19 protein-coding genes and 1 pseudogene are annotated in these 22592 nt (G+C 42.3%); 18 read left to right on the plus strand and 2 right to left on the minus strand.

What is annotated here, in order from left to right; translation table 11 throughout:
- Nucleotides 1-71: 71 nt before the first annotated feature.
- The 3 genes and pseudogenes from M1F55_RS04735 (at nucleotide 72) to alaS (ending at nucleotide 3711) form a co-directional block, all read left to right on the plus strand.
- Complete coding sequence (locus M1F55_RS04735; RefSeq protein ID WP_247947382.1) at nucleotides 72-311, plus strand: hypothetical protein; 240 nt, start codon at nucleotides 72-74, stop codon at nucleotides 309-311.
- Nucleotides 312-585: 274 nt separating this feature from the next.
- A pseudogene (locus M1F55_RS04740) lies at nucleotides 586-1071 on the plus strand (LURP-one-related/scramblase family protein).
- 21 nt (nucleotides 1072-1092) lie between these two features.
- Nucleotides 1093-3711, plus strand: coding sequence for an alanine--tRNA ligase (gene alaS / locus M1F55_RS04745; protein WP_247947383.1), 2619 nt, complete (start codon nucleotides 1093-1095; stop codon nucleotides 3709-3711).
- Nucleotides 3712-3800: 89 nt separating this feature from the next.
- On the opposite strand, the gene M1F55_RS04750 is transcribed toward alaS, so the two are convergent.
- The gene (locus tag M1F55_RS04750) at nucleotides 3801-5255 is read right to left on the minus strand and encodes an alpha-amylase (protein ID WP_247947384.1); all 1455 of its coding nucleotides are present in this window, start codon (nucleotides 5253-5255) and stop codon (nucleotides 3801-3803) included.
- A 177-nt stretch (nucleotides 5256-5432) separates the two neighbouring features.
- On the opposite strand from M1F55_RS04750, the gene M1F55_RS04755 reads away from it, so the two are divergent.
- Together M1F55_RS04755 and M1F55_RS04760 are read left to right on the plus strand one after the other, a co-directional pair.
- Nucleotides 5433-6182 (plus strand): ABC transporter ATP-binding protein, encoded by a 750-nt coding sequence (locus M1F55_RS04755; protein ID WP_033681625.1) that lies wholly within the window; start codon nucleotides 5433-5435, stop codon nucleotides 6180-6182.
- The gene (locus M1F55_RS04760) at nucleotides 6163-7797 is read left to right on the plus strand and encodes a hypothetical protein (RefSeq protein WP_247947385.1); all 1635 of its coding nucleotides are present in this window, start codon (nucleotides 6163-6165) and stop codon (nucleotides 7795-7797) included. Before M1F55_RS04755 ends, M1F55_RS04760 begins: the two co-directional genes overlap by 20 nt.
- 66 nt (nucleotides 7798-7863) lie before the next feature.
- Here M1F55_RS04760 and M1F55_RS04765 read toward each other — a convergent pair whose 3' ends face one another.
- Nucleotides 7864-9981: an LTA synthase family protein gene (locus M1F55_RS04765; RefSeq protein WP_031236879.1), complete on the minus strand. Its 2118-nt coding sequence runs from the start codon at nucleotides 9979-9981 to the stop codon at nucleotides 7864-7866.
- Between the two features lie 149 nt (nucleotides 9982-10130).
- On the opposite strand from M1F55_RS04765, the gene M1F55_RS04770 reads away from it, so the two are divergent.
- The 13 genes from M1F55_RS04770 to M1F55_RS04830 all read left to right on the plus strand — a co-directional run bounded on the left by M1F55_RS04770 (nucleotide 10131) and on the right by M1F55_RS04830 (nucleotide 22591).
- On the plus strand, nucleotides 10131-11294 hold the full coding sequence (locus M1F55_RS04770; RefSeq protein WP_192855175.1) for a class I SAM-dependent rRNA methyltransferase: 1164 nt from the start codon (nucleotides 10131-10133) through the stop codon (nucleotides 11292-11294).
- The gene (gene aroD / locus M1F55_RS04775) at nucleotides 11291-11968 is read left to right on the plus strand and encodes a type I 3-dehydroquinate dehydratase (RefSeq protein WP_084947503.1); all 678 of its coding nucleotides are present in this window, start codon (nucleotides 11291-11293) and stop codon (nucleotides 11966-11968) included. Before M1F55_RS04770 ends, aroD begins: the two co-directional genes overlap by 4 nt.
- A complete protein-coding gene (locus tag M1F55_RS04780) occupies nucleotides 11958-12812 on the plus strand; it encodes a shikimate dehydrogenase (protein WP_247947386.1) in 855 nt (284 codons plus the stop codon). Before aroD ends, M1F55_RS04780 begins: the two co-directional genes overlap by 11 nt.
- An 18-nt stretch (nucleotides 12813-12830) precedes the next feature.
- Nucleotides 12831-13898: a 3-dehydroquinate synthase gene (gene aroB / locus M1F55_RS04785; protein ID WP_247947387.1), complete on the plus strand. Its 1068-nt coding sequence runs from the start codon at nucleotides 12831-12833 to the stop codon at nucleotides 13896-13898.
- Nucleotides 13899-13907: 9 nt separating this feature from the next.
- Nucleotides 13908-15074 carry a chorismate synthase gene (aroC, locus tag M1F55_RS04790; RefSeq protein WP_247947388.1) on the plus strand — a complete coding sequence of 389 codons (1167 nt, stop codon included), beginning with the start codon at nucleotides 13908-13910 and terminating at the stop codon, nucleotides 15072-15074.
- A 9-nt stretch (nucleotides 15075-15083) separates the two neighbouring features.
- Nucleotides 15084-16187, plus strand: a complete 1104-nt coding sequence (locus M1F55_RS04795) for a prephenate dehydrogenase (protein WP_023946356.1) — start codon at nucleotides 15084-15086, stop codon at nucleotides 16185-16187.
- A 10-nt stretch (nucleotides 16188-16197) separates the two neighbouring features.
- Entirely contained in the window at nucleotides 16198-16536 is a 339-nt protein-coding gene (locus M1F55_RS04800) for a YlbF/YmcA family competence regulator (protein WP_247947389.1), read from the plus strand.
- Nucleotides 16537-16627: 91 nt separating this feature from the next.
- A complete protein-coding gene (gene aroA / locus M1F55_RS04805; protein ID WP_247947390.1) occupies nucleotides 16628-17911 on the plus strand; it encodes a 3-phosphoshikimate 1-carboxyvinyltransferase in 1284 nt (427 codons plus the stop codon).
- Nucleotides 17904-18380, plus strand: a complete 477-nt coding sequence (locus tag M1F55_RS04810; RefSeq protein WP_214614662.1) for a shikimate kinase — start codon at nucleotides 17904-17906, stop codon at nucleotides 18378-18380. Before aroA ends, M1F55_RS04810 begins: the two co-directional genes overlap by 8 nt.
- Entirely contained in the window at nucleotides 18377-19225 is an 849-nt protein-coding gene (gene pheA / locus M1F55_RS04815) for a prephenate dehydratase (RefSeq protein ID WP_214614661.1), read from the plus strand. Before M1F55_RS04810 ends, pheA begins: the two co-directional genes overlap by 4 nt.
- Entirely contained in the window at nucleotides 19222-20532 is a 1311-nt protein-coding gene (locus M1F55_RS04820) for an LCP family protein (protein ID WP_214614660.1), read from the plus strand. Before pheA ends, M1F55_RS04820 begins: the two co-directional genes overlap by 4 nt.
- 120 nt (nucleotides 20533-20652) lie before the next feature.
- Nucleotides 20653-21498, plus strand: a complete 846-nt coding sequence (locus M1F55_RS04825; protein ID WP_247947391.1) for a LicD family protein — start codon at nucleotides 20653-20655, stop codon at nucleotides 21496-21498.
- Complete coding sequence (locus M1F55_RS04830) at nucleotides 21488-22591, plus strand: glycosyltransferase (protein WP_247947392.1); 1104 nt, start codon at nucleotides 21488-21490, stop codon at nucleotides 22589-22591. The genes M1F55_RS04825 and M1F55_RS04830 overlap by 11 nt, the downstream gene beginning before the upstream one ends.
- The last annotated feature ends 1 nt before the right edge of the window (nucleotide 22592 follow it).

Below are 22592 nucleotides of genomic sequence, written 5' to 3' on the forward strand. Positions count from 1 at the left end.
TCTATGATAGTTGCTTATTTTCTTTCCCAGTAGTATACTAAGTTTAACCTTACAGAAAGCGGTAACAAATAATGAAAATATCTACTTTTTTCAAAAAATTTTCTTGGCCAGCCTTTTTGACTGTTCAGCAAACTGTTATACTATTCTCTCTAAAGGATGGTTTGGATCGACAATACCTAACAACTGATTCCATACATTTGGTGATAGGAAACTTTATATTTGCAAATATTTGCGTAGCTATCTTTAGCAATTCGAAAACTTGGGATAAAAAGAAAAATGGCAGTAAGAAAAAGTATATTCTGAAAAAGTAATCTGAGATGTAGGGAATTGGTCTGATTCAATGGAGATGATTTCCAGTTGACGCAAGCTTAAAAAAACGTTATAATAAGAAAGTTGAGAATTGATTTTCAGTTATCTTAGTCCAGAGAAATGGCGGTGCTGCGAGCCATCTAAGCTAGAAAGTCATGCTACTCAATCATACAATTGCATAAGAATAAGAGAATGACAAGTTCATTGAATGAAGGTGGTACCGCGGTTTTTCGCCCTTCGTGATATGAGCTTGTCTTTTGGTTTTTGGAGGTGTTGATGAAAACATTTCTTGTCAAACAAAAGTTTCGTCTTGGAGGCGAACGCTTCGCTATCAAGGATGACAGGGGAGAAATCGCCTATCAGGTAGAGGGATCATTTTTTAAGATTCCTAAAACTTTTACCATCTATGATGCTAATGGTGAACAGGTCAGTCAGATCAGTAAAGAAATCTTGACCTTGCTTCCTCGTTTTGAGATTCAGCTTCGAGATGGCTCGAGTTTTGTCATTCGTAAGAAGTTGACCTTCTGGCGAGATAAGTATTAGTTTGATAATCTAGGTCTTCGTATCGAGGGCAATATCTGGGATTGGAATTTCAAATTGCTGGATGATCGTGATCAACTGATTGCTGAAATTAAGAAGGAACTCTTCCATCTGACCTCTACCTATAGCGTAACGGTTCTTGAGGACGCTTATGCAGATCTAGTCATTTCCCTCTGTGTCGCGATTGACTATGTGGAAATGCTGGAAAGCCAATCACATTAAACAAGTAAATAAGGAGACAATATGAAACAACTATCTAGTGCACAAGTACGCCAAATGTGGCTTGATTTCTGGGCGACCAAAGGTCACTCAGTAGAACCATCAGTGAGCTTGGTTCCTGTAAATGACCCAACTCTTTTGTGGATCAACTCTGGGGTAGCAACTCTTAAGAAATATTTTGACGGGACTATTATCCCAGAAAATCCACGTATTACCAATGCGCAAAAGGCTATCCGTACCAACGACATCGAAAACGTAGGGAAGACAGCACGTCACCATACTATGTTTGAAATGTTGGGGAACTTCTCTATCGGAGATTACTTCCGTGACGAAGCTATCACTTGGGCTTATGAGCTTTTGACCAGCCCAGAATGGTTTGACTTCCCAGCTGAAAAACTTTACATGACTTACTATCCAGATGATAAAGATTCTTACAACCGCTGGATTAAAGTGGGAGTGGACCCAAGTCACTTGATTCCAATCGAGGACAACTTTTGGGAAATCGGTGCGGGACCTTCTGGACCGGACACAGAGATTTTCTTTGACCGTGGAGAAGCTTTTGACCCAGAAAATATCGGTCTTCGCCTTCTTGCAGAAGATATCGAAAACGACCGTTATATCGAAATCTGGAACATCGTTTTGTCACAATTTAACGCAGACCCTTCCGTTCCTCGTAGCGAGTACAAGGAATTGCCACATAAGAACATTGATACGGGCGCTGGCTTGGAGCGTTTGGTGGCAGTTATCCAAGGGGCTAAGACCAACTTTGAAACAGACCTCTTCATGCCGATCATTCGTGAAGTGGAGAAATTGTCTGGTAAGGTTTATGACCAAGATGGCGACAACATGAGCTTTAAGGTTATTGCAGACCATATCCGTTCTCTTTCATTTGCTATCGGTGATGGTGCCCTTCCTGGAAATGAAGGTCGTGGTTATGTCCTCCGTCGTCTTCTCCGCCGTGCCTCTATGCATGGTCAAAAATTGGGTATCAATGAGCCTTTCCTTTACAAACTCGTTCCAACTGTTGGAAAAATTATGGAAAGCTACTACCCAGAAGTGCTTGAAAAACGTGACTTTATTGAGAAAATCGTTAAGAGCGAGGAAGAGTCATTTGCCCGTACCCTTCACTCAGGTCAACACTTTGCCCAAGGCATCGTAGCAGACTTGAAAGAAAAAGGTCAATCTGTCATTGCTGGTCAAGATGTATTCAAACTTTATGACACTTATGGATTCCCAGTTGAATTGACTGAAGAAATCGCTGAAGAAGCTGGGATGACTGTAGACCGTGAAGGATTTGAAGCAGCCATGAAAGAACAGCAAGAGCGTGCGCGTGCCTCAGCTGTCAAGGGTGGCTCAATGGGGATGCAAAATGAAACCCTTCAAAACATCACTGTAGAAAGTGTCTTTAACTACAATGCTAGCCAATTGTCTTCTAAATTGGTAGCTATCGTGGCTGACAATGCAGAAGTAGAAGCTGTGTCAGAAGGAACTGCCTCTCTTATCTTTGCGGAAACGCCATTCTACGCTGAAATGGGTGGACAGGTCGCTGACCACGGACAAATCTTGGATGCGTCAGGTAAGGTTGTGGCTACTGTGACAAATGTTCAAAAAGCACCAAACGGACAAGCCCTTCATACAGTTGAAGTTCTTGCACCGCTTGCCTTGAACCAAGAATATACCTTGGCAATTGATACAAATCGTCGTCACCGTGTTATGAAAAACCACACTGCGACTCACTTGCTTCACGCTGCCCTTCATAATATCCTTGGGAATCATGCAACACAAGCAGGTTCTCTTAACGAAGTTGAATTCCTTCGCTTTGACTTTACTCACTTCCAAGCAGTAACTGCTGAAGAATTGCGTGCGATTGAACAGCAAGTCAACGAAAAAATCTGTGAAGCCATTGCTGTAGAAACTGTTGAAACGGATATTGACACTGCCAAAGAAATGGGTGCTATGGCCCTCTTTGGTGAGAAATACGGCAAGGAAGTCCGTGTTGTCACTATCGGTGACTACTCTATCGAGCTTTGTGGTGGTACCCACGTTGGCAACACTTCTGAGATTGGTCTCTTCAAGATTGTCAAAGAAGAAGGGATCGGATCAGGAACTCGCCGTATCTTGGCAGTGACTGGTAAGGAAGCCTTTGAAGCCTACCGTGAACAAGAAGACGCTCTTAAAGCTGTCGCAGCAACCTTGAAAGCACCTCAAGTCAAGGAAGTGCCTCACAAGGTAGAAGGACTCCAAGAACAACTTCGTCAACTTCAAAAGGAAAATGCTGAGTTGAAAGAAAAAGCCGCAGCTGCAGCCGCAGGCGACATCTTCAAGGATGTGAAGGAAGTCAACGGTCACCGTTACATTGCTAGCCAAGTATCTGTATCTGACGCTGGTGCCCTTCGTACTTTTGCGGATAACTGGAAACAAAAAGACTACTCTGATCTTCTTGTCCTTGTTGCAGCAATTGGGGACAAAGTTAATGTCCTTGTAGCAAGCAAGACAAAAGACCTTCATGCAGGAAACCTTGTCAAAGAATTAGCACCAATCGTCGATGGACGTGGTGGTGGTAAACCAGACATGGCCATGGCAGGAGGAAGCAACCAAGCTAAGATCCAAGAATTGTTGGATGCAGTAGCAGGTAAATTGTAAGATAATAAAGATCTATCCACTTGGGTAGGTCTTTTTGTGAATACAAAAAAACCAAATCCGCTTGGATCTGGCTTGATGATTATAAGCTATTAGATAGTATTGGCTGCCCAGACACTTACCGAAGCAGCTGAGACAGGGAATTGTCCATAACCTTCCTCATCGATGATAACTTGAGCTTGGTGGTTTTCAAGTAGATCTACAAAGGTTTGGTTAGCCCATTCTTGGCCGATAAACATTGATTTGCTGTTTTCTTGGTCATTTGAGATGAGAACTGCGATTGGGGATTGATTTTCAGCACCTGAACGTACCCAACCGATACAGTTAGGATCATCAAAGTAGTCATTTTGTTCTCCATAGGCCAAGTCTTTTCGGATGGCTAGGAGGCGGTCAAGGACTTCTTTGAAATCTTGTTGAGCATACTGCCCTGAAATCCCATAGTAGTCGCCGTAAAAGACACATGGAAGGCCATTTTGGCGTAACAGAATGAGGGCATAGGCTGCTGGTTTGAACCATTCTTCAACAGTCGATTCAAGGGCTTGTCCTCGTTGGGTATCATGGTTGTCGACAAAGGTCACAGCCTTATCAGGCTTGAGTTCAACCAAGCTATCTGTGAAAATACCACGAAGGTCATAGTTTGCGCCAGCTTGACTGGCTTCAAAGAGATTCTGGTGTAGACGAACATCGACAAGGTCAAAGCGTTCTTCCGTTTTTTCAAGATAGTCCAGATTGGCTTCCTTGTCAGGATTCCAGAATTCACCAAAAACATAGAAATCGTCACCGTATCTTTCCTTCATATCTCGGATGAAATTGCGCATGAAGAAAGAGTCAATGTGCTTAACGGCATCCAAGCGGAAACCAGCTACACCAGTTGTCTCCATGAACCATTCAGCCCAGTCATAGATATTTTGAATGACTTCAGGATGTTTAAAGTCTAGGTCGGCATACATGAGGTAGTCATAGTTTCCGTTTTCGTTATCGACCAATTCCTCATTTGCCCAGCCTTTATTGTCACCTTGGATCAGATAAATCCCAGACTTACGGCGTTTGGCATCATAGTCTGTACCTGTGAAGTGGTACCAGTGCCAGTGGAAGTCATTGTAGGTATCTTGGCGACCATCGAAGGTAAAGCTAGTCCAGCCATTGATGGTGAAGGGTTCTCCAAGTTCAACCGTACGGTCTACAGGGTCTACTTCGATAACCTGAAAGGCTTCCATGTGATCGGCTGCAGCCTTGTGGTTGAGCACCACATCGGCCATAGGTTGAATTCCCTGTGCTTTTAGAGCTTGAATGGCTTGAAGATAGTCTTCTTTAAAACCATACTTGGTGCGGACAGTCCCTTTTTGGTTGAACTCCCCAAGGTCAAATAGGTCATAGACACCATAGCCGACATCTTTTTCATTGGTAGCCTTGAAAGCTGGTGGCATCCAGACATGGCTGATACCGAGATCAGCTAGGTGTGGAGCATCTTCAGCCAGACGCGTCCAGTGCTGACCGTCGTGGGGCAGATACCATTCAAAGTATTGCATGAGTGTTTGATTTTGCATGATGTTTCCTCTTACTTGTCAATCTTGTTCTTTATTCTATCATAAAGTATCGGTTAGCTCAAACATTTGCGTAAAACTGAATAATAAGTTTTTGACTATTTTATATAAAATGTTGATTTTTAAAATGAAAGCGCTATAATGATAGTGAATTACATAGATAAAGAGAGGAGATTTCTCATGATTGAATTTCAAAATGTTAGTAAGTTGTATGGTGATAAAGAGGCCTTGAGCAATCTCAATTTGCAGATTGAAAATGGAGAGATTATGGGCTTGATTGGCCATAATGGAGCTGGAAAATCGACCACCATAAAATCCTTAGTCAGTATTATTTCACCCAGCAGTGGTCGTATTTTGGTAGACGGTCAGGAGTTATCTGAAAATCGCTTGGCTATTAAACGAAAGATTGGCTACGTAGCAGACTCGCCTGACTTATTTTTACGCTTAACGGCCAATGAATTTTGGGAATTGATTGCCTCATCCTATGAGCTAACTAGCTCTGACTTGGAGGCTAGTCTAGCTAGGCTATTGAACGTTTTTGATTTTGCTGAAAACCGCTATCAGGTTATTGAAACCCTTTCTCACGGAATGCGTCAGAAAGTCTTTGTTATCGGAGCACTCTTGTCTGATCCTGATATTTGGGTTTTGGACGAACCCTTGACTGGTTTGGATCCCCAGGCTGCCTTTGATTTGAAGCAAATGATGAAGGAGCATGCGCAAAAAGGCAAGACAGTTTTGTTTTCAACCCATGTCCTAGAGGTGGCAGAGCAAGTCTGTGATCGGATTGCCATTTTGAAAAAGGGGCATTTGATTTATTGTGGTAGCGTAGAGGACTTGAGAAAAGACCACCCAGACCAGTCTTTGGAAAGTATCTACCTTAGCCTTGCTGGTAGAAAAGAGGAGGTTTCAGATGCGTCTCAAGGTCATTAAAAAATTAGTTGATATCAATATCCTCTATTCATTTCAAGAAGCTAATCTGGCTAACCTACGAAAGAAGCAGGCTAAGAATCCTGGGAAAAAAGTAAATGTTTCCGCTAGAGTCCTAAGTTCTTACATTTTTTCTAGTCTCTTGATGCTTTTCATGTTTATAAATATAGCCTTTCGTTTTCCTTTTGAGGAAATGCCAAGTTTTTTTAGTAGCATGGTTGCTATTTTACTGGTGCTTGCCTTTTCAACTTCTTTCACAGCTTTTTACAATGTCTTTTATGAGAGTAAGGACCTGGTCTCCTATAGGCCCTATGCCTTTAAAGAATCAGAGATTATAATTGCCAAAGGTCTGTCTGTCCTCTTGCCAGCTCTAGCTGGAATTATACCAATCCTAGCTTATTTTCTAGTCCTCTATATTAGGCTAGCACCTTCTCTTTGGCTAGGCTTGCCTTTGATGCTACTGTCCTTGACCTTATTATTTGTCTCTGTTACTTTAGTGATGGTAGTGGCAGTACATTTCTTGGCTCAGACTAGGGTCTTCAGAAAGTATCAGTCTATTTTTTCGAATGTGATGATTGGGATAGGGGTTCTCATACCTTTAATATTTGTCTTCTTTCTACAGTCGACTTCTGGAGTTATAGTTGACAGAGTTAGAGACATTCCACCTCTTCTTTATCCTATTCATCTCTTTTACAAAATAGCAGTGGAGCCTTTTTCGAAAGAAGCCATCCTGGGTCTGCTCGCTTGGATAGGACTAACACTCTTCCTGCTTTACTTGAGCAAAAAGAAGGTTTTTCCTCGTTTTTATGACGTGATTCTGCTTAACAGTGAGGAGAAGGTCAAGAAAGAACGTCACAGTAAGGAGAGAATTTCAACTACTAAAAAGGGCTTTTTCCGTATGGTTTTACGCTACCACCTCACCCTCTTGGGACAGGGAACTGGCGTGATTACAGTGCTTTTTACAAGTGCTTTTCTTCCTTATCTCATGATGATCGGTCTGATTTCCAAAATTCGAGATTCTCAGATAGTTCCAGACATTCATCCTCCATACTGGTTACCCTTGTTTTTTATAGGATTGTTTATAGCAGTTGTCAATAACAATATCACCAGCCTGCCTTCAATTGCCTTGTCTTTAGAGAGGGAAAATGTTGATTTTCTAAAGAGTTTACCCTTTGACTTTGCTCGTTATGTGAAAGTGAAATTTTGGATTATCTTTGCTGTCCAGTCCTTTTTACCAATTCTGACTTTACTTGGTCTTTCTCTATATTTAGGTTTGCCCATCCTTTCGATGATTTACCTTCTTGTGGCATGGTTCCTTGCCAGTGTCATCCTTTCTTGCCACCATTACCTTAAGGACGTGAAAAATTTGTCAACCAATTGGAGTAACATTACGGACCTGGTGAACCGTTCAAATCGTATAGTAGCAATAGTTTTACTCTTAATTTATAGTGTTATCTTAATGATTTTAGTCATAGCAAGTTTGTTCTTGGTTCAGTCTCTCGCCTCTGTCCTTGCCATCAGCTTGGGAGTAGGAGCTCTTATCCTCTTACTTGGTCTTACTATTTTTGTCTATCATTACTACCTGTCACGCATATTGGCAGAAATAGAAAAAAGATGAGCTAGTTGGTCGTTTGCTTGATAAATTTTTAAAAAGAAATGCTCCTCCAAAACGGAAGAGCATCTTTTATTGTGATTTTGATTCAGTTTCTGCAGACTCTGGATGGAGCTCTTGGTAACTTGGTGCCTTGAAAAGGTCAGTACTGGTCTTACCTTGTCGTTGGCTAAAGAGACTGGTTGATTGACTACCTTTTTCCTGTTCAATCTTTTGCAGAATTGGTAAAGAATTGAGGTAAGAAATACTTTCTGTATCAACTTTTCCAAGATGATCTGCTTGGTAGAAACGTATCAAATCGCCAGTTTGAATCTGGTCGCTGATTTTCAGCTGTTGGCTGGCTGCCTGCCGAACAATGTCTAGTTCAGTCTGAGCTTGTTCATCAAGATTGCTGATTTCAAGACCGCTCTCAGTATAGTAGGTTCGTCCGTCATAACTGGTGTATTTTGGTGTAACGAAGGAATTGGCAGTCCGAAAGGCAACGATTTCTTGATGATCTGGAGACAGAAGATCTTGTCCAACTTGAAGGAAGGAATTGGACTCAATACCAAGGAGGTGTTCGAGAGTCGGTAAGATATCGATTTGTCCACCGTAGGTATTGATGATTTGTCCTTTTTCATAGCCAGGCATGACCACCATAAAAGGCACTCGTTGCAACATGGCATTGTCGTAATTCGACCAGTTCTCAGAAGTCTTGCCAATCAAGGGAGCCAGGTCAGGATTGCGGGAGTTAGAAATTCCATAATGGTCTCCGTAGATGACGATGATGGATTTTTCATAGAGGCCACTTTCTTTGAGATAGTCAAAGAAGGCCTTGATAGCACTATCCAGATAGTTAGCCGTTTGGAAGTAGCCATTGATTGTTTCATCTTTGGTTTTAGCCAGTGGGAAACCAAGCTCATCGCCTGTCAGATTGCTAGCATAGGGATAGTGATTGGACACCGTGATATACTTAGCATAAAAAGGCTGCTGCAAGTGCTCTAGATATTGGATAGAATCTTTCATCATGATTTTATCATTTAAACCATATTGGAAAGAATTGCTACTGTCTTGCTTGGTAAAATAGGAAGCATCAAAGAAGTATTGGTAGCCCCATTGTTTGTAGGTTGTATTTCGGTTCCAGAAGGTCCCAATATTACCATGAAAGACTGCACTTGATTGGTAGCCATTTTTTGATAGGATAAAAGGCGCAGCCTGCTGGGTATTGGTACCTCCATAGTTGACCATGAAGGAACCTTGGTCAAGTCCAAACAAACCAGTCTCCAGCATGGTTTCCGCATCTGAGGTCTTACCAGCCTTGACTTGGTTAAAGATATTCGAAAAGGCTAGGGTTGATTGCGAATGGTAGAGGGAATTAAGGAAGGGAGTGACTTCATGATCAGTTCCATCTATGTTGAGTTTATAGTCCAGTAGGAACTGCTGGAAACTTTCCAAGTGGAGATAAATCACATTTTTCCCTTTGGCTAATCCAAAATAGTCTGGATTAGGCTTAGTCGAATGTTCTTGGACATAATCTGTAATAGGTTGCAGGTCGGTCTCAGAGGCCTTAGCACGTTCTTTGTTGGCGCTATAGGATTGGTTGGCACTATAACCTAAAAAGGCTGGCAAACTAAGGGCACGAACAATATAATAATTAGAAAATCCTCGCGATAGGAGATCGGGACGTTCGATTTCAGCCAAGAAAAGATTAGCAGAAAAGAGCAGGGCTGAGAGAGCAGTGATAGCAACACTGGAGCGGAATTTGAAAGGTCTCCTATCCAGCTGGATGAGCTTCTTATAGAGAAGATAAGCCAGCAATGGGAAATCCATAAAATAGATGAAATCCCAAAAGCGCAGTAACTCTAGTTCGGCAGTACCAACAGACACCTTGCTGACCACTTTCATGGTATTGGCCGTGATAAAGTCACTAAATTCTCGATAGTAAAAGATATTGGAATAAAGCCAAATGAACAAAAGGCTATAAATAGCTATACTAAGGCCATAAAAGATCTTGGTTGACCGAGCATAGAGGGCTAGAGCCAGCAGGAGGAGTCCCAAGGGAAGGGGATTGAAAAAAGCGATAAAGGCAAGGTAATTCCCTTGCAGCTTGCCCAATTGAATATCTAAATTAAAGTCAACGGTATAGGCTAGTAAGGTTTTGAGCCAATAGAGGATTAAAAGGGTTAGGACAAAACCCAGTCTTGTACCCATGGCTTTTTGGATTTTGTTAAAATTGATTCTCACACAATTACTTCCTAAGTTTTTATTAGTATTAGTATACCATTTTTTAAAACTAGAGTAAAAAAGCAAGGGTAGTTTCTTTTTTGAGAATTGTCACAAAATTTGCTATAATAGTGACTATGAATAGAATAAGAGTCAACAAACGGGTTGAAAAAAAGCTTTCCAAGGGGCTTGTTTTACTAGAAGCTAGCGACCTTGCAGATGTTCATCTCAAGGATCAGGAAGTAGAAGTTCATAGTCAAGATGGAAACTTTCTTGGTACTGCCTACCTTTCTCAGCAAAACAAGGGCTTGGGCTGGTTTGTGAGCACAGATAAGGTGACCTTCAATCAAGCTTTCTTTGAAGCACTGTTTAGACAAGCTAAAGAAAAGAGAAGTGCCTACTATCAAGACGAATTGACAACTGCCTTTCGTCTCTTCAACCAAGAGGGAGATGGCTTTGGTGGTCTGATAGTGGACCTTTATGGCGACTATGCTGTCTTTTCTTGGTATAACTCTTATGTTTATCAGATTCGTCAGACTATCTCAGAAGCCTTTAGACAAGTTTTTCCTGAGGTGTTAGGAGCATATGAAAAGATCCGTTTTAAGGGTTTGGACTATGAATCTGCCCATGTTTATGGTCAAGAAGCACCTGACTTTTTCACTGTTTTGGAAAATGGTGTTCTGTATCAAGTCTTTATGAACGATGGCTTGATGACAGGGATTTTCCTAGACCAGCATGAAGTTCGCGGTAGTTTAGTGGATGGATTGGCTATGGGTAAATCCTTGCTCAATATGTTTTCCTACACAGCAGCCTTTTCAGTAGCTGCGGCCATGGGAGGAGCTAGCCAGACAACTTCTGTTGACCTAGCTAAACGTTCACGAGAATTGTCTCAAGCGCATTTTCAGGCTAATGGAATCAGCACAGACGACCATCGTTTTATAGTTATGGATGTTTTTGAGTATTTCAAGTATGCCAAGCGAAAAGGCTTGACCTATGATGTGATTGTCCTAGATCCGCCTAGCTTTGCTCGGAACAAAAAACAAACGTTCTCTGTGGCTAAGGATTATCATAAGTTGATATCCAAAAGTCTTGAGATTTTAAATCCGGGAGGGATTATTATTGCCAGCACCAATGCTGCCAATGTATCCCGCCAGAAATTTACAGAACAAATTGATAAAGGCTTTGCAGGAAGAAGTTACCAGATTTTAAATAAATACGGTCTTCCAGCAGATTTTGCCTATAATAAAAAAGATGAAAGTAGTAATTACCTCAAGGTGATTAGTATGAAGGTTAGTAAATGAAATTAATTGTTTCAGTAATGCCAAGAAGTTTAGAGGAGGTCCAGGCTCTGGACGCCACGAGGTACCTAGATGCCGACATCATTGAATGGCGTGCCGACTATCTGCCTAAGGAAGCGATTTTGCAGGTGGCTCCAGCTATTTTTGAAAAATTCGCAGGCCGTGAGTTAGTTTTCACGTTGCGAACTCGCTCTGAAGGGGGAGAAATCGACCTTTCTCCAGAAGAATATATCCATCTAATCAAGGAAGTGGCGCAACTCTATCAACCAGACTATATTGATTTTGAGTACTATAGCTACAAGGATGTTTTTGAGGAAATGCTGGACTTCCCAAATCTCGTTTTGAGTTACCACAATTTCCAAGAAACACCTGAAAACATGATGGAAATCTTGTCAGAGTTGACGAGCCTAAATCCAAAACTTGTCAAGGTTGCGGTGATGGCTCACACGGAGCAGGATGTGCTAGACTTGATGAACTATACACGGGGCTTCAAAACCCTCAATCCTGAGCAGGAATATGTGACGATTTCTATGGGCAAGGTGGGCAAGGTCTCTCGTATCACTGCGGATGTGACGGGTTCTAGCTGGTCTTTTGCTAGTCTAGATGAGTCAAGTGCACCGGGTCAGATTTCCCTAGCTAACATGAAAAAAATTCGGGAGATTTTGGATGAAGCTTGATGGCTATACACGTTTAGCTGCCGTTGTTGCCAATCCTATTAAGCATTCTATTTCCCCCTTTATTCACAATAGTGCCTTTGAGGCGACAGCTACCAACGGTGCTTATGTGGCTTGGGAGATTGAAGCGGATGACTTGGCAGAAACAGTGGCTAATATTCGTCGCTACCAGATGTTTGGAATTAACCTTTCTATGCCCTATAAGGAGCAAGTGATTTCTTATTTGGATGAGCTGGGCGATGAAGCGCGCTTGATTGGTGCGGTTAATACGGTTGTCAATGAGAATGGCAATTTAATTGGATATAATACAGATGGCAAGGGATTTTTTAAGAGCTTGCCTTCTTTTACAATTTCAGGTAAAAAGATGACCTTGCTGGGTGCAGGTGGTGCGGCCAAGTCCATTTTGGCACAGGCTATTTTGGACGGCGTCAGTCAGATTTCTGTCTTTGTTCGTTCAGTTTCTATTGAAAAAACAAGACCTTATCTAGACAAGTTACAAGAGCAGACAGGCTTTAAAGTGGACTTGTATGCTTTAGAAGATGTTCCCGAACTGCAAGCAAGGATTGCTGGGTCGGATTTACTGGTCAATGCGACAAGTGTAGGGATGGATGGTCAATCATCTCCAGTTCCTGAAAGCATTGTTCTATCAGAAACTATTTTAGTAGCAGATATCATTTACCAACCCTTTGAAACACCATTTTTGAAATGGGCCAGAAGTCAGGGGAATCCAGCCGTCAATGGTCTGGGAATGTTGCTCTATCAAGCTGCAGAAGCTTTTCAACTGTGGACAGGAAAGGAAATGCCGACAGAAGAGATTTGGCAGTCCTTAACAGAAAAATACCAATAAAGAAAGGGAGATTCTCCTATGAAAATCAGAATCGATATTCCTCATCATCCTTATGATATTCAGATTGAAAAAGGTTGTCTGGCTCAGGCTGGTCAATGGTTGCGAGAACTCTGGCAACCACAAAAGGTAGTCATTGTGACAGATAACCATGTAGCTTCTCTTTATGCAGAGAAGGTCAAGCTCAGCATAGAAGATGCTGGTTTTCAGGTAGCAGTTTTTGACTTTTTAGAAGGCGAAGAAAGAAAGAATTTAACTACTGTCCAGAAAGTCTATGAATTTTTAGTCAAGCAAGGTCTGACTCGTAGTGATGGAATCGTGGCTCTCGGAGGTGGTGTCGTTGGGGATCTGGCAGGCTTTGTAGCCTCTACCTATATGCGGGGCATTCACTTTGTTCAGATTCCGACTAGTTTGACTGCCCAGGTGGATTCTTCAATCGGTGGAAAGACGGGCGTCAATACTCCATTTGCTAAGAATATGGTGGGGACCTTTGCCCAACCAGATGGGGTTCTGATTGACCCACTTGTTCTTGAAACCCTCGGAAAAAGAGAGTTGATTGAAGGAATGGGTGAAGTTATCAAGTATGGCTTGATTGAGGATCCAGAACTTTGGGCTCTCTTGACGGAGCTGGATGGTTCTGTAGAGAGCATTCTGGAACATGCAGAGACCTTGATTGAACATTCTTGTCAGGTTAAGCGCAAGATGGTGGTTGAGGATGAGTTGGACAATGGTGTTCGCCTTTACCTCAATTTTGGCCATACTATTGGCCATGCCATTGAAGCGACGGCTGGTTATGGAAAAGTCATGCATGGCGAGGCTGTTGCCATGGGAATGGTACAGATTTCCAAGGTTGCTGAGGAAAAAGGCCTTATGCCAGCTGGCATTACCCAGTCCATCACAGAAATGTGTCAGAAATTTGGCTTGCCTGTTGATTATGAAAACTGGGATGTTGATAAGCTTTATAAAGCTTTGACTCATGACAAGAAAGCGCGTGGCAATACCTTGAAATTGGTCTTGGTGCCAGAGCTTGGTTCTGCAACCATCCACCCAGTTTCTCTGGAAGAGATGAAAGACTACTTGGTAAAATAAGGAGAGTGTATGAGATATTTAACTGCAGGAGAATCACACGGTCCCCGTCTGACGGCTATCATTGAAGGAATTCCAGCTGGACTTCCTTTGACAGCTGAGGATATTAATGGAGACCTTAAACGCCGTCAAGGTGGCTACGGTCGTGGTGGTCGTATGAAGATTGAGAGTGACCAAGTTATCTTTACTTCGGGTGTTCGCCATGGGAAGACTACTGGGGCTCCCATTACCATGGATGTCATCAATAAGGACCATCAGAAATGGCTGGATATCATGTCTGCGGAGGACATTGAAGACCGCCTTAAAAGCAAACGGAAAATCACCCATCCACGTCCAGGTCATGCCGACTTGGTTGGGGGCATCAAGTACCGTTTTGATGATTTGCGTAATTCCTTGGAGCGCTCATCTGCTCGTGAAACAACTATGCGGGTGGCAGTTGGCGCAGTAGCCAAACGCCTCTTGACTGAGCTGAATATGGAGATTGCCAACCATGTTGTAGTATTCGGTGGCAAGGAAATCGATGTTCCTGAAAATCTAACAGTCGCTGAGATTAAGGAACGAGTTGCCCAGTCCGAAGTTTCTATTGTTAACCAAGAAAGGGAACAGGAAATCAAGGACTATATTGACCAAATCAAGCGTGATGGAGATACCATCGGTGGGGTTGTCGAGACAGTTGTCGGAGGTGTTCCAGTTGGTCTTGGTTCCTATGTCCAATGGGACAGAAAATTGGATGCCAGACTTGCCCAAGCAGTTGTCTCTATCAATGCCTTTAAAGGGGTTGAATTTGGTCTTGGCTTTGAAGCTGGTTACCGCAAAGGTAGCCAAGTTATGGATGAGATTCTCTGGTCTAAAGAAGACGGCTATATTCGCCGTACTAACAATCTTGGCGGCTTTGAAGGTGGTATGACCAACGGGCAACCGATCGTTGTTCGTGGAGTTATGAAACCTATTCCTACTCTTTATAAGCCTCTTATGAGTGTGGATATCGAAACCCACGAACCTTATAAGGCAACCGTGGAGAGAAGTGATCCGACCGCTCTTCCAGCAGCCGGTGTGGTCATGGAAGCCGTTGTGGCAACGGTTCTGGCGCAAGAAATCCTTGAAAAATTCTCATCAGATAATCTCGAGGAACTAAAAGAAGCGGTAGCCCAACACCGAGACTATACAAAGAACTATTAAGGAGTTCCTATGGCAAAAATAGTCTATATCGCAGGTCTTGGTTTGATCGGTGCCTCGATGGCACTTGGTATCAAACGCGATCATCCAGATTATGAAATTTTAGGTTATAATCGCAGTCAAGCTTCGAGAGATATCGCCTTGAAAGAAGGCATGATTGACCGTGCAACGGATGATTTTGCTAGTTTTGCTCCTTTGGCAGATATCATTATTCTCAGTTTGCCAATCAAACAAACCATTGCTTTCATTAAGGAATTGGCCAACTTGGACTTGAAAGAAGGCGTGATTATCTCAGATGCTGGTTCGACCAAGTCAGCCATTGTGGATGCGGCGGAGCAATATTTGGCTGGCAAACCTGTTCGCTTTGTCGGGGCCCATCCCATGGCTGGTAGTCACAAGACAGGGGCTGCTTCTGCGGATGTCAATCTCTTTGAAAATGCCTATTATATCTTTACACCTTCGAGTCTGACAGGTCAGGACACGCTTGAGGAAATGAAGGATCTGCTTTCAGGTCTTCATGCTCGTTTTATCGAGATTGATGCCAAGGAGCATGATCGTGTCACTTCTCAGATTAGCCATTTTCCTCATATTCTGGCTTCTAGTCTCATGGAACAGACCGCGGTCTATGCTCAAGAACATGAGATGGCAAGGCGTTTTGCGGCCGGTGGTTTTCGAGATATGACCCGAATTGCGGAAAGCGAGCCAGGTATGTGGACCTCCATTCTCTTGTCCAATCGTGAGACTATTCTAGACCGTATTGAGGATTTCAAGGAACGTTTAGATGAGGTTGGACAAGCTATCAGTAAGGGAGATGAAGAGCGAATCTGGAATTTTTTCAATCAAGCGCGTGAGCAACGTCAGGCTATGGAAATCCATAAGCGTGGTGGTGTGGATAGCTCTTATGACCTCTATGTTGACGTTCCCGATGAAGAAAACGTCATCTTGAGGATTTTGGAACTACTACGTGGAACTTCCTTGGTTAATATTCACATCAATGAGGAAAACCGTGAAGATATTCACGGAATCCTACAAATTTCATTTAAAAATGCTCAAGACTTGGAACGAGCCGAGCACCTCATAACAGAAAACACCGACTATACAGTCGTCATCAAATAAGGAGAAAATTATGTCAAATATTTACGATAGTGCAAATGAACTTAGTCGCGGTCTACGCGAATTACCAGAATACAAGGCTGTAAAAACAGCTAAAGATGCGATTGCAGCAGATGCTGAGGCAAGCAAAATCTTTACAGAATATGTTGCTTTCCAAGAGGAAATTCAAAGACTAGCGCAGACAGGTCAAATGCCAGACGCTTCCTTCCAAGCGAAAATGGAAAACTTTGGCAAGCAGATTCAGGGGAATAGCCTCTTATCAGAATTCTTTATTAAGCAACAACAATTGGCAATTTACCTTTCTGACATTGAAAAAATTGTTTTCGAACCAGTTTCAGAATTGCTAAAATAAGAAAATAACTATCATAAAGTCAGGAATTTTTAAGGAATTTCTGGCTTTTTATGATAAAATAGGTAAAAGTATTGCAAGTATGAGGTCCAGTATGAAACTAAAAACAAACATTAGCCACTTACACGGCAGTATCCGAGTTTCAGGTGACAAGTCTATCAGTCACCGTTCTATTATCTTTGGAAGTTTGGCTGAGGGTGAGACCAAGGTTTATGATATTCTGCGAGGTGAAGACGTTCTTTCGACCATGCAGGTTTTTCGTGACCTTGGTGTTGAAATTGAGGACAAAGATGGGGTTATTACCATTCAAGGTGTAGGCATGGATGGCTTAAAAGCGCCGCAAAATGCCCTTGATATGGGAAATTCTGGCACCTCAATTCGTCTGATTTCAGGTGTCCTTGCTGGTGCAGATTTTGAAGTAGAGATGTTCGGAGACGACAGTCTATCCAAACGCCCTATGGATCGTGTGACTATTCCACTGAAAAAAATGTGCGTCAGCATTTCAGGGCAAACTGAGCGAGACCTGCCTCCCCTTCACTTAAAAGGGACGAAAAACCTAAGACCTATTCATTATGAGTTACCAATTGCCTCTGCCCAAGTCAAGTCCGCCTTGATCTTTGCAGCCTTGCAGGCTCAGGGGGAGTCAGTGATTATCGAAAAAGAATGCACCCGTAATCATACTGAAGATATGTTGCAACAATTTGGTGGTCATTTAAGTGTGGATGGCAAGAAAATCACAGTCCAAGGACCACAAAAATTGACAGGACAAAAGGTGGTTGTTCCAGGAGATATTTCCAGTGCAGCCTTTTGGCTAGTTGCTGGTTTGATTGTTCCAAATTCTCGTGTGGTGCTTAAAAATGTGGGCATCAATGAAACGCGTACTGGTATCATTGATGTCATTCGCGCCATGGGTGGAAAATTAGAAGTTACTGAAATTGACCCAGTCGCTAAATCTGCAACCCTGACTGTTGAGTCTTCTGACTTGAAAGGAACAGAGATTGGTGGCGCTTTGATTCCACGCTTGATTGATGAATTGCCAGTTATCGCTCTACTTGCGACCCAAGCTCAAGGTGTAACAGTTATTAAGGATGCTGAGGAACTTAAAGTCAAAGAAACAGACCGCATTCAGGTTGTGGCAGACGCTTTAAATAGTATGGGAGCAGATATTACTCCGACGGCAGATGGAATGATTATCAAAGGAAAATCAGCCCTTCACGGTGCTAGAGTCAATACTTTTGGAGACCATCGTATCGGCATGATGACGGCTATCGCGGCCCTCTTGGTTGCTGATGGAGAAGTTGAGCTTGATCGTGCAGAAGCTATCAATACCAGCTATCCTAGCTTCTTTGATGATTTGGAGAGCTTGATTCATGGCTAAGGTATTACTAGGATTTATGGGGGCTGGCAAATCGACTATTGCAAGAGGCTTGGACCCTAATTACCTTGATATGGATGCCCTGATTGAGAAGCGTCTAGGTATGTCCATTGCGGAATTTTTCTTGGAAATGGGAGAAGAGGTCTTTCGACAGGTAGAGTCAGAAGTATTAGCTGAGTTACTACAAAGAGACCAAGTTGTGTCAACTGGTGGAGGAGTGGTCGTTTCTCAGCGAAATCGTGACTTACTAAAGACCAATTCTGATAACATCTACCTGAAAGCAGATTTTGAAACCCTCTACCAACGCATATCAACTGATAAGGACAATCAGCGCCCGCTTTTTCTAAATAATAGCAAGGAAGAACTTGCAGCTATTTTTCAAGAAAGACAGGCTTGGTATGAGGAAGTGGCTAGTCGGGTTTTGGATGTGACCAAGCTAAGTCCAGAGGAAATTATAGAGGAACTAAGATGAAAATTGCTTATCTAGGTCCCAAGGGATCATTTTCACACCACGTTGTGCAGACTGCTTTTCCTCAGGAGGAATTGCAGGCCTTTGCCAATATTACAGATGTCATCAAGGCCTATGAGCAAGGCTTAGTGGACTATTCTGTGGTGCCAGTTGAAAATTCTATCGAGGGTAGTGTTCATGAAACCTTGGACTACCTTTTTCATCAGGCTCGCATTCAAGCAGTTGCAGAAATCGTTCAGCCTATTCATCAGCAGTTGATGGTGGTTCCAGGCCATACTAAGATTGAAAAGATTTTTTCTCATCCACAGGCTTTGGCTCAAGGAAAGAAATTCATCGATGAACAATATCCAGAGGCCCAAATCGAGGTGACTGCTAGTACAGCCTATGCGGCCCGCTTTATTTCCGAACATCCAGACCAGCCTTATGCAGCCATTGCACCAAGAAGTTCTGCAGAAGAATATGGCTTGGAACTGATTGCTGAGGATATTCAGGAAATGGAAGCTAATTTCACACGTTTCTGGGTTTTGGGAGCTGAAGGTGCAGCCATTCCCTTGCAAGCACAAACTGAGAAAATGAGTTTGGCCTTGACCTTACCTGACAACCTTCCAGGTGCCCTCTATAAGGCCCTATCGACCTTTGCTTGGAGAGGAATTGATCTGACAAAAATTGAAAGTCGACCACTCAAGACAGCACTGGGAGAATACTTTTTCATTATCGATGTGGATTATGCCGATAAGGATTTGGTTAACTTTGCCCAAAAAGAATTAGAAGCGATTGGAATCCAGTATAAAGTACTGGGAGCCTATCCTATTTATCCAATATCAGACCACGGAAAGGAGAGAAGATGAGTAAAGAAAATCCCTTAAGTCATCATGAGCAGTTACGTTATGACTATCTCTTTAAGAACATTCATTACCTCAATGAGCGAGAGAAAAAAGAGTTTGCTTATTTGCAAGGTAAGTTAAATATGGCTAGTGGTAGTGAAGCTTCACCAGAAATTCATAGTGAAAATCATGATATGGAAGAGTCTTTCATGGAACCAATCAATCAGTCTCCTCTTCCATCCTATGGTAACCGTAGTCGTGCAAAAAAATACCAGAAAAGCCATTCTCTTCCAAAGGTTAAGTTCAAGAAACGTAAGATTCGTTGGGGGCGCATTTTTGCAGGATTGCTTGCTCTTCTAGCCTGTGTCGGTTTTGGCATGATTTTTATGTTCCTAAAAGGTTATTCAAATGCGGATCCAACCAAACCTGCCAATGCTAAGGCAGCTCAAGTAGAAGTTTTTCATGGTCAAGATACCAAGGATGGGGTCAATATTTTGATTATGGGGACGGATGGACGGATTGGCCAGAACAGTGCTGAGACGAGAACGGACTCGATTATGGTTCTAAACGTTGGTGGCTCAGATAAAAAAATCAAGCTGGCCAGCTTTATGCGTGACAATTTGGTTTATATAGACGGTTATAGCCAAGTCATTAACGGTAGAAAGCAATCCGATAATAAGTTGAATGTGGCCTATGAGTTGGGGGAACAAGAGGGGCAAAAAGGGGCTGAAATGGTCCGGAAAGTCCTAAAAGACAATTTTGACTTGGACATTAAATATTACGCTTTAGTAGATTTCCAGGCCTTCGCAACCGCTATTGACACTCTATTTCCTGATGGTGTGACGATTGATGCCAAATTCTCAACCTTAGAAGGTCAACCTTTAACCGAAGCTACAGTCGGAGATGATTTACATGCTACGGAAACAGAGTCACCAACCCAGACGATTAAAGTTGGGAAACAGCAGATGAACGGTTCAACCTTGCTAAATTATGCTCGCTTCCGTGATGATGATGAAGGTGATTACGGTCGTACCAAGAGACAACAGCAAGTGTTGACAGCTGTTCTGCAACAACTCAAGGATCCAACTAAACTCTTTACTGGATCAGAAGCATTAGGTAAGGTCTTTGGTATGACCTCTACGAATGTTCCCTATAGTTTCTTATTGACCAATGGCTTATCCTTCCTAGATGGAGCGCAAAATGGTATTGAGAGATTAACAGTTCCAGAACTAGGTGATTGGGTCGATGCCTATGATGTCTATGGAGGACAGGCACTCTTAGTAGACCAAAATAAATATCAAACCAAGCTATCTCAAATGGGAATGAGATAAGATAGAAAAATCAAAGTTTGAAGGCTATGTATCTAGCAGTCAGGCTTTGATTTTTTACAGTCTGCAATAGATTTTCATCCCTTATTTGTGGTATAATGGAACGATACGATAGAAAGAATAATGAACAATATGACTGATTTAAAAGCTATTCAGGCTCGAAGTCTGGAGATGGCTGAATATTTTGTGGCCTTTTGTAAAGAACATGATTTGCTTTGTTATCTCTGTGGTGGAGGTGCTATTGGTGCCCTTCGAAACAAGGGTTTTATTCCTTGGGATGATGATCTAGATTTTTTTATGCCCCGTAAGGATTATGAAAAATTGGCAGAATTATGGCCTCGTTATGCAGATGAACGTTATTTCTTGTCGAAGAGTAACAAGGATTTTGTCGACCGCAATCTTTTTATTACCATTCGTGATAAGGAAACGACCTGTATCAAACCTTATCAGCAGGATTTAGAATTGCCACATGGTCTTGCCTTAGATGTCTTGCCTTTGGATTATTATCCTAAAAATCCAGCTGAGCGGAAGAAACAGGTTCGCTGGGCACTGATTTATTCACTCTTTTGTGCGCAAACTATTCCAGAAAAGCATGGTGCAGTAATGAAATGGGGAAGCCGTATTTTACTGGGGGTAACGCCAAAAGCTCTCCGTTATCGCATATGGAAAAAAGCTGAAAAAGAAATGACCAAGTATGGTCTAGCTGAGAGCGATGGAATCACGGAATTATGCTCCGGTCCTGGCTACATGAGAAACAAGTATCCAATCGCATCTTTTGAGGATAATCTCTTCTTGCCATTTGAAGGAACTGAGATGCCCATTCCAGTCGGCTATGATGCCTATCTTAGCACTGCTTTTGGAGACTATATGACGCCACCACCAGCAGACAAGCAAGTACCGCATCATGATGCTGTCATCGCTGATATGGATAAGTCTTATACAGAATACAAGGGAGAATATGGTGGCTAAGAAAAAAATCTTATTTTTTATGTGGTCTTTTTCTCTCGGAGGCGGTGCAGAAAAGATTCTATCTACCATTGTTTCAAATCTGGATCCAGAAAAGTATGATATTGATATTCTTGAAATGGAGCATTTTGACAAGGGGTACGAATCTGTGCCCAAGCATGTAGGCATTTTAAAATCCTTTCAAGATTATCGCCAAGCTAGATGGTTACGAGCTTTTTTGTGGAGAATGAGAATTTATTTTCCAAGGCTGACTCGTCGCTTGCTTGTAAAAGATGACTATGATGTTGAAGTTTCTTTTACCATTATGAATCCTCCACTTTTGTTTTCTAAAAGAAAAGAAGTCAAGAAAATCTCTTGGATTCATGGAAGTATCGAAGAATTTCTTAAGGATAGCTCCAAAAGAGAATCACATAGACGCCAGTTGGATGCTGCGGATACCATTGTAGGAATTTCAAAAAAGACCAGTAATTCTATCAAGGAAGTCTATCCAGACTATGCTTCGAAATTACAGACGGTCTACAATGGATATGATTTTCAGACTATTCTAGAAAAATCTCAAGAGAAGATAAATATCGAGATTGCGCCTCAAAGTATCTGTACTATCGGACGGATTGAGGAAAATAAGGGTTCTGACCGCGTGGTGGAAGTGATGAGGTTATTACACCAAGAGGGAAAAAACTATCATCTCTACTTCATAGGGGCTGGTGATATGGAAGAGGAACTGAAAAACCGCGTCAAAGAGTATGAGCTTGAAGACTATGTACATTTCCTTGGTTATCAAAAAAATCCTTACCAGTATTTGTCTCAGATGAAAGTTCTCTTGTCTATGTCTAAACAAGAAGGCTTTCCTGGAGTGTATGTGGAGGCCTTGAGTCTAGGACTTCCTTTTGTTTCTACGGATGTCGGAGGGGCTGAGGAATTATCCCAAGAAGGACGATTTGGGCAAATCATTGAAAGCAACCAAGAGGCGGCTCAGGCAATTATTGACTACATGACTTCTGCTTCAAACTTTGATGTTAATGAAGCCAGTCAATTCATTCAACAATTTACAATTGCCAAACAAATCGAACAAGTAGAAAAACTATTAGAGGAGTAGC

It is taken from the genome of Streptococcus mitis (assembly GCF_023109235.1).
In the GTDB taxonomy this organism is placed as follows: domain Bacteria; phylum Bacillota; class Bacilli; order Lactobacillales; family Streptococcaceae; genus Streptococcus; species Streptococcus mitis_DA.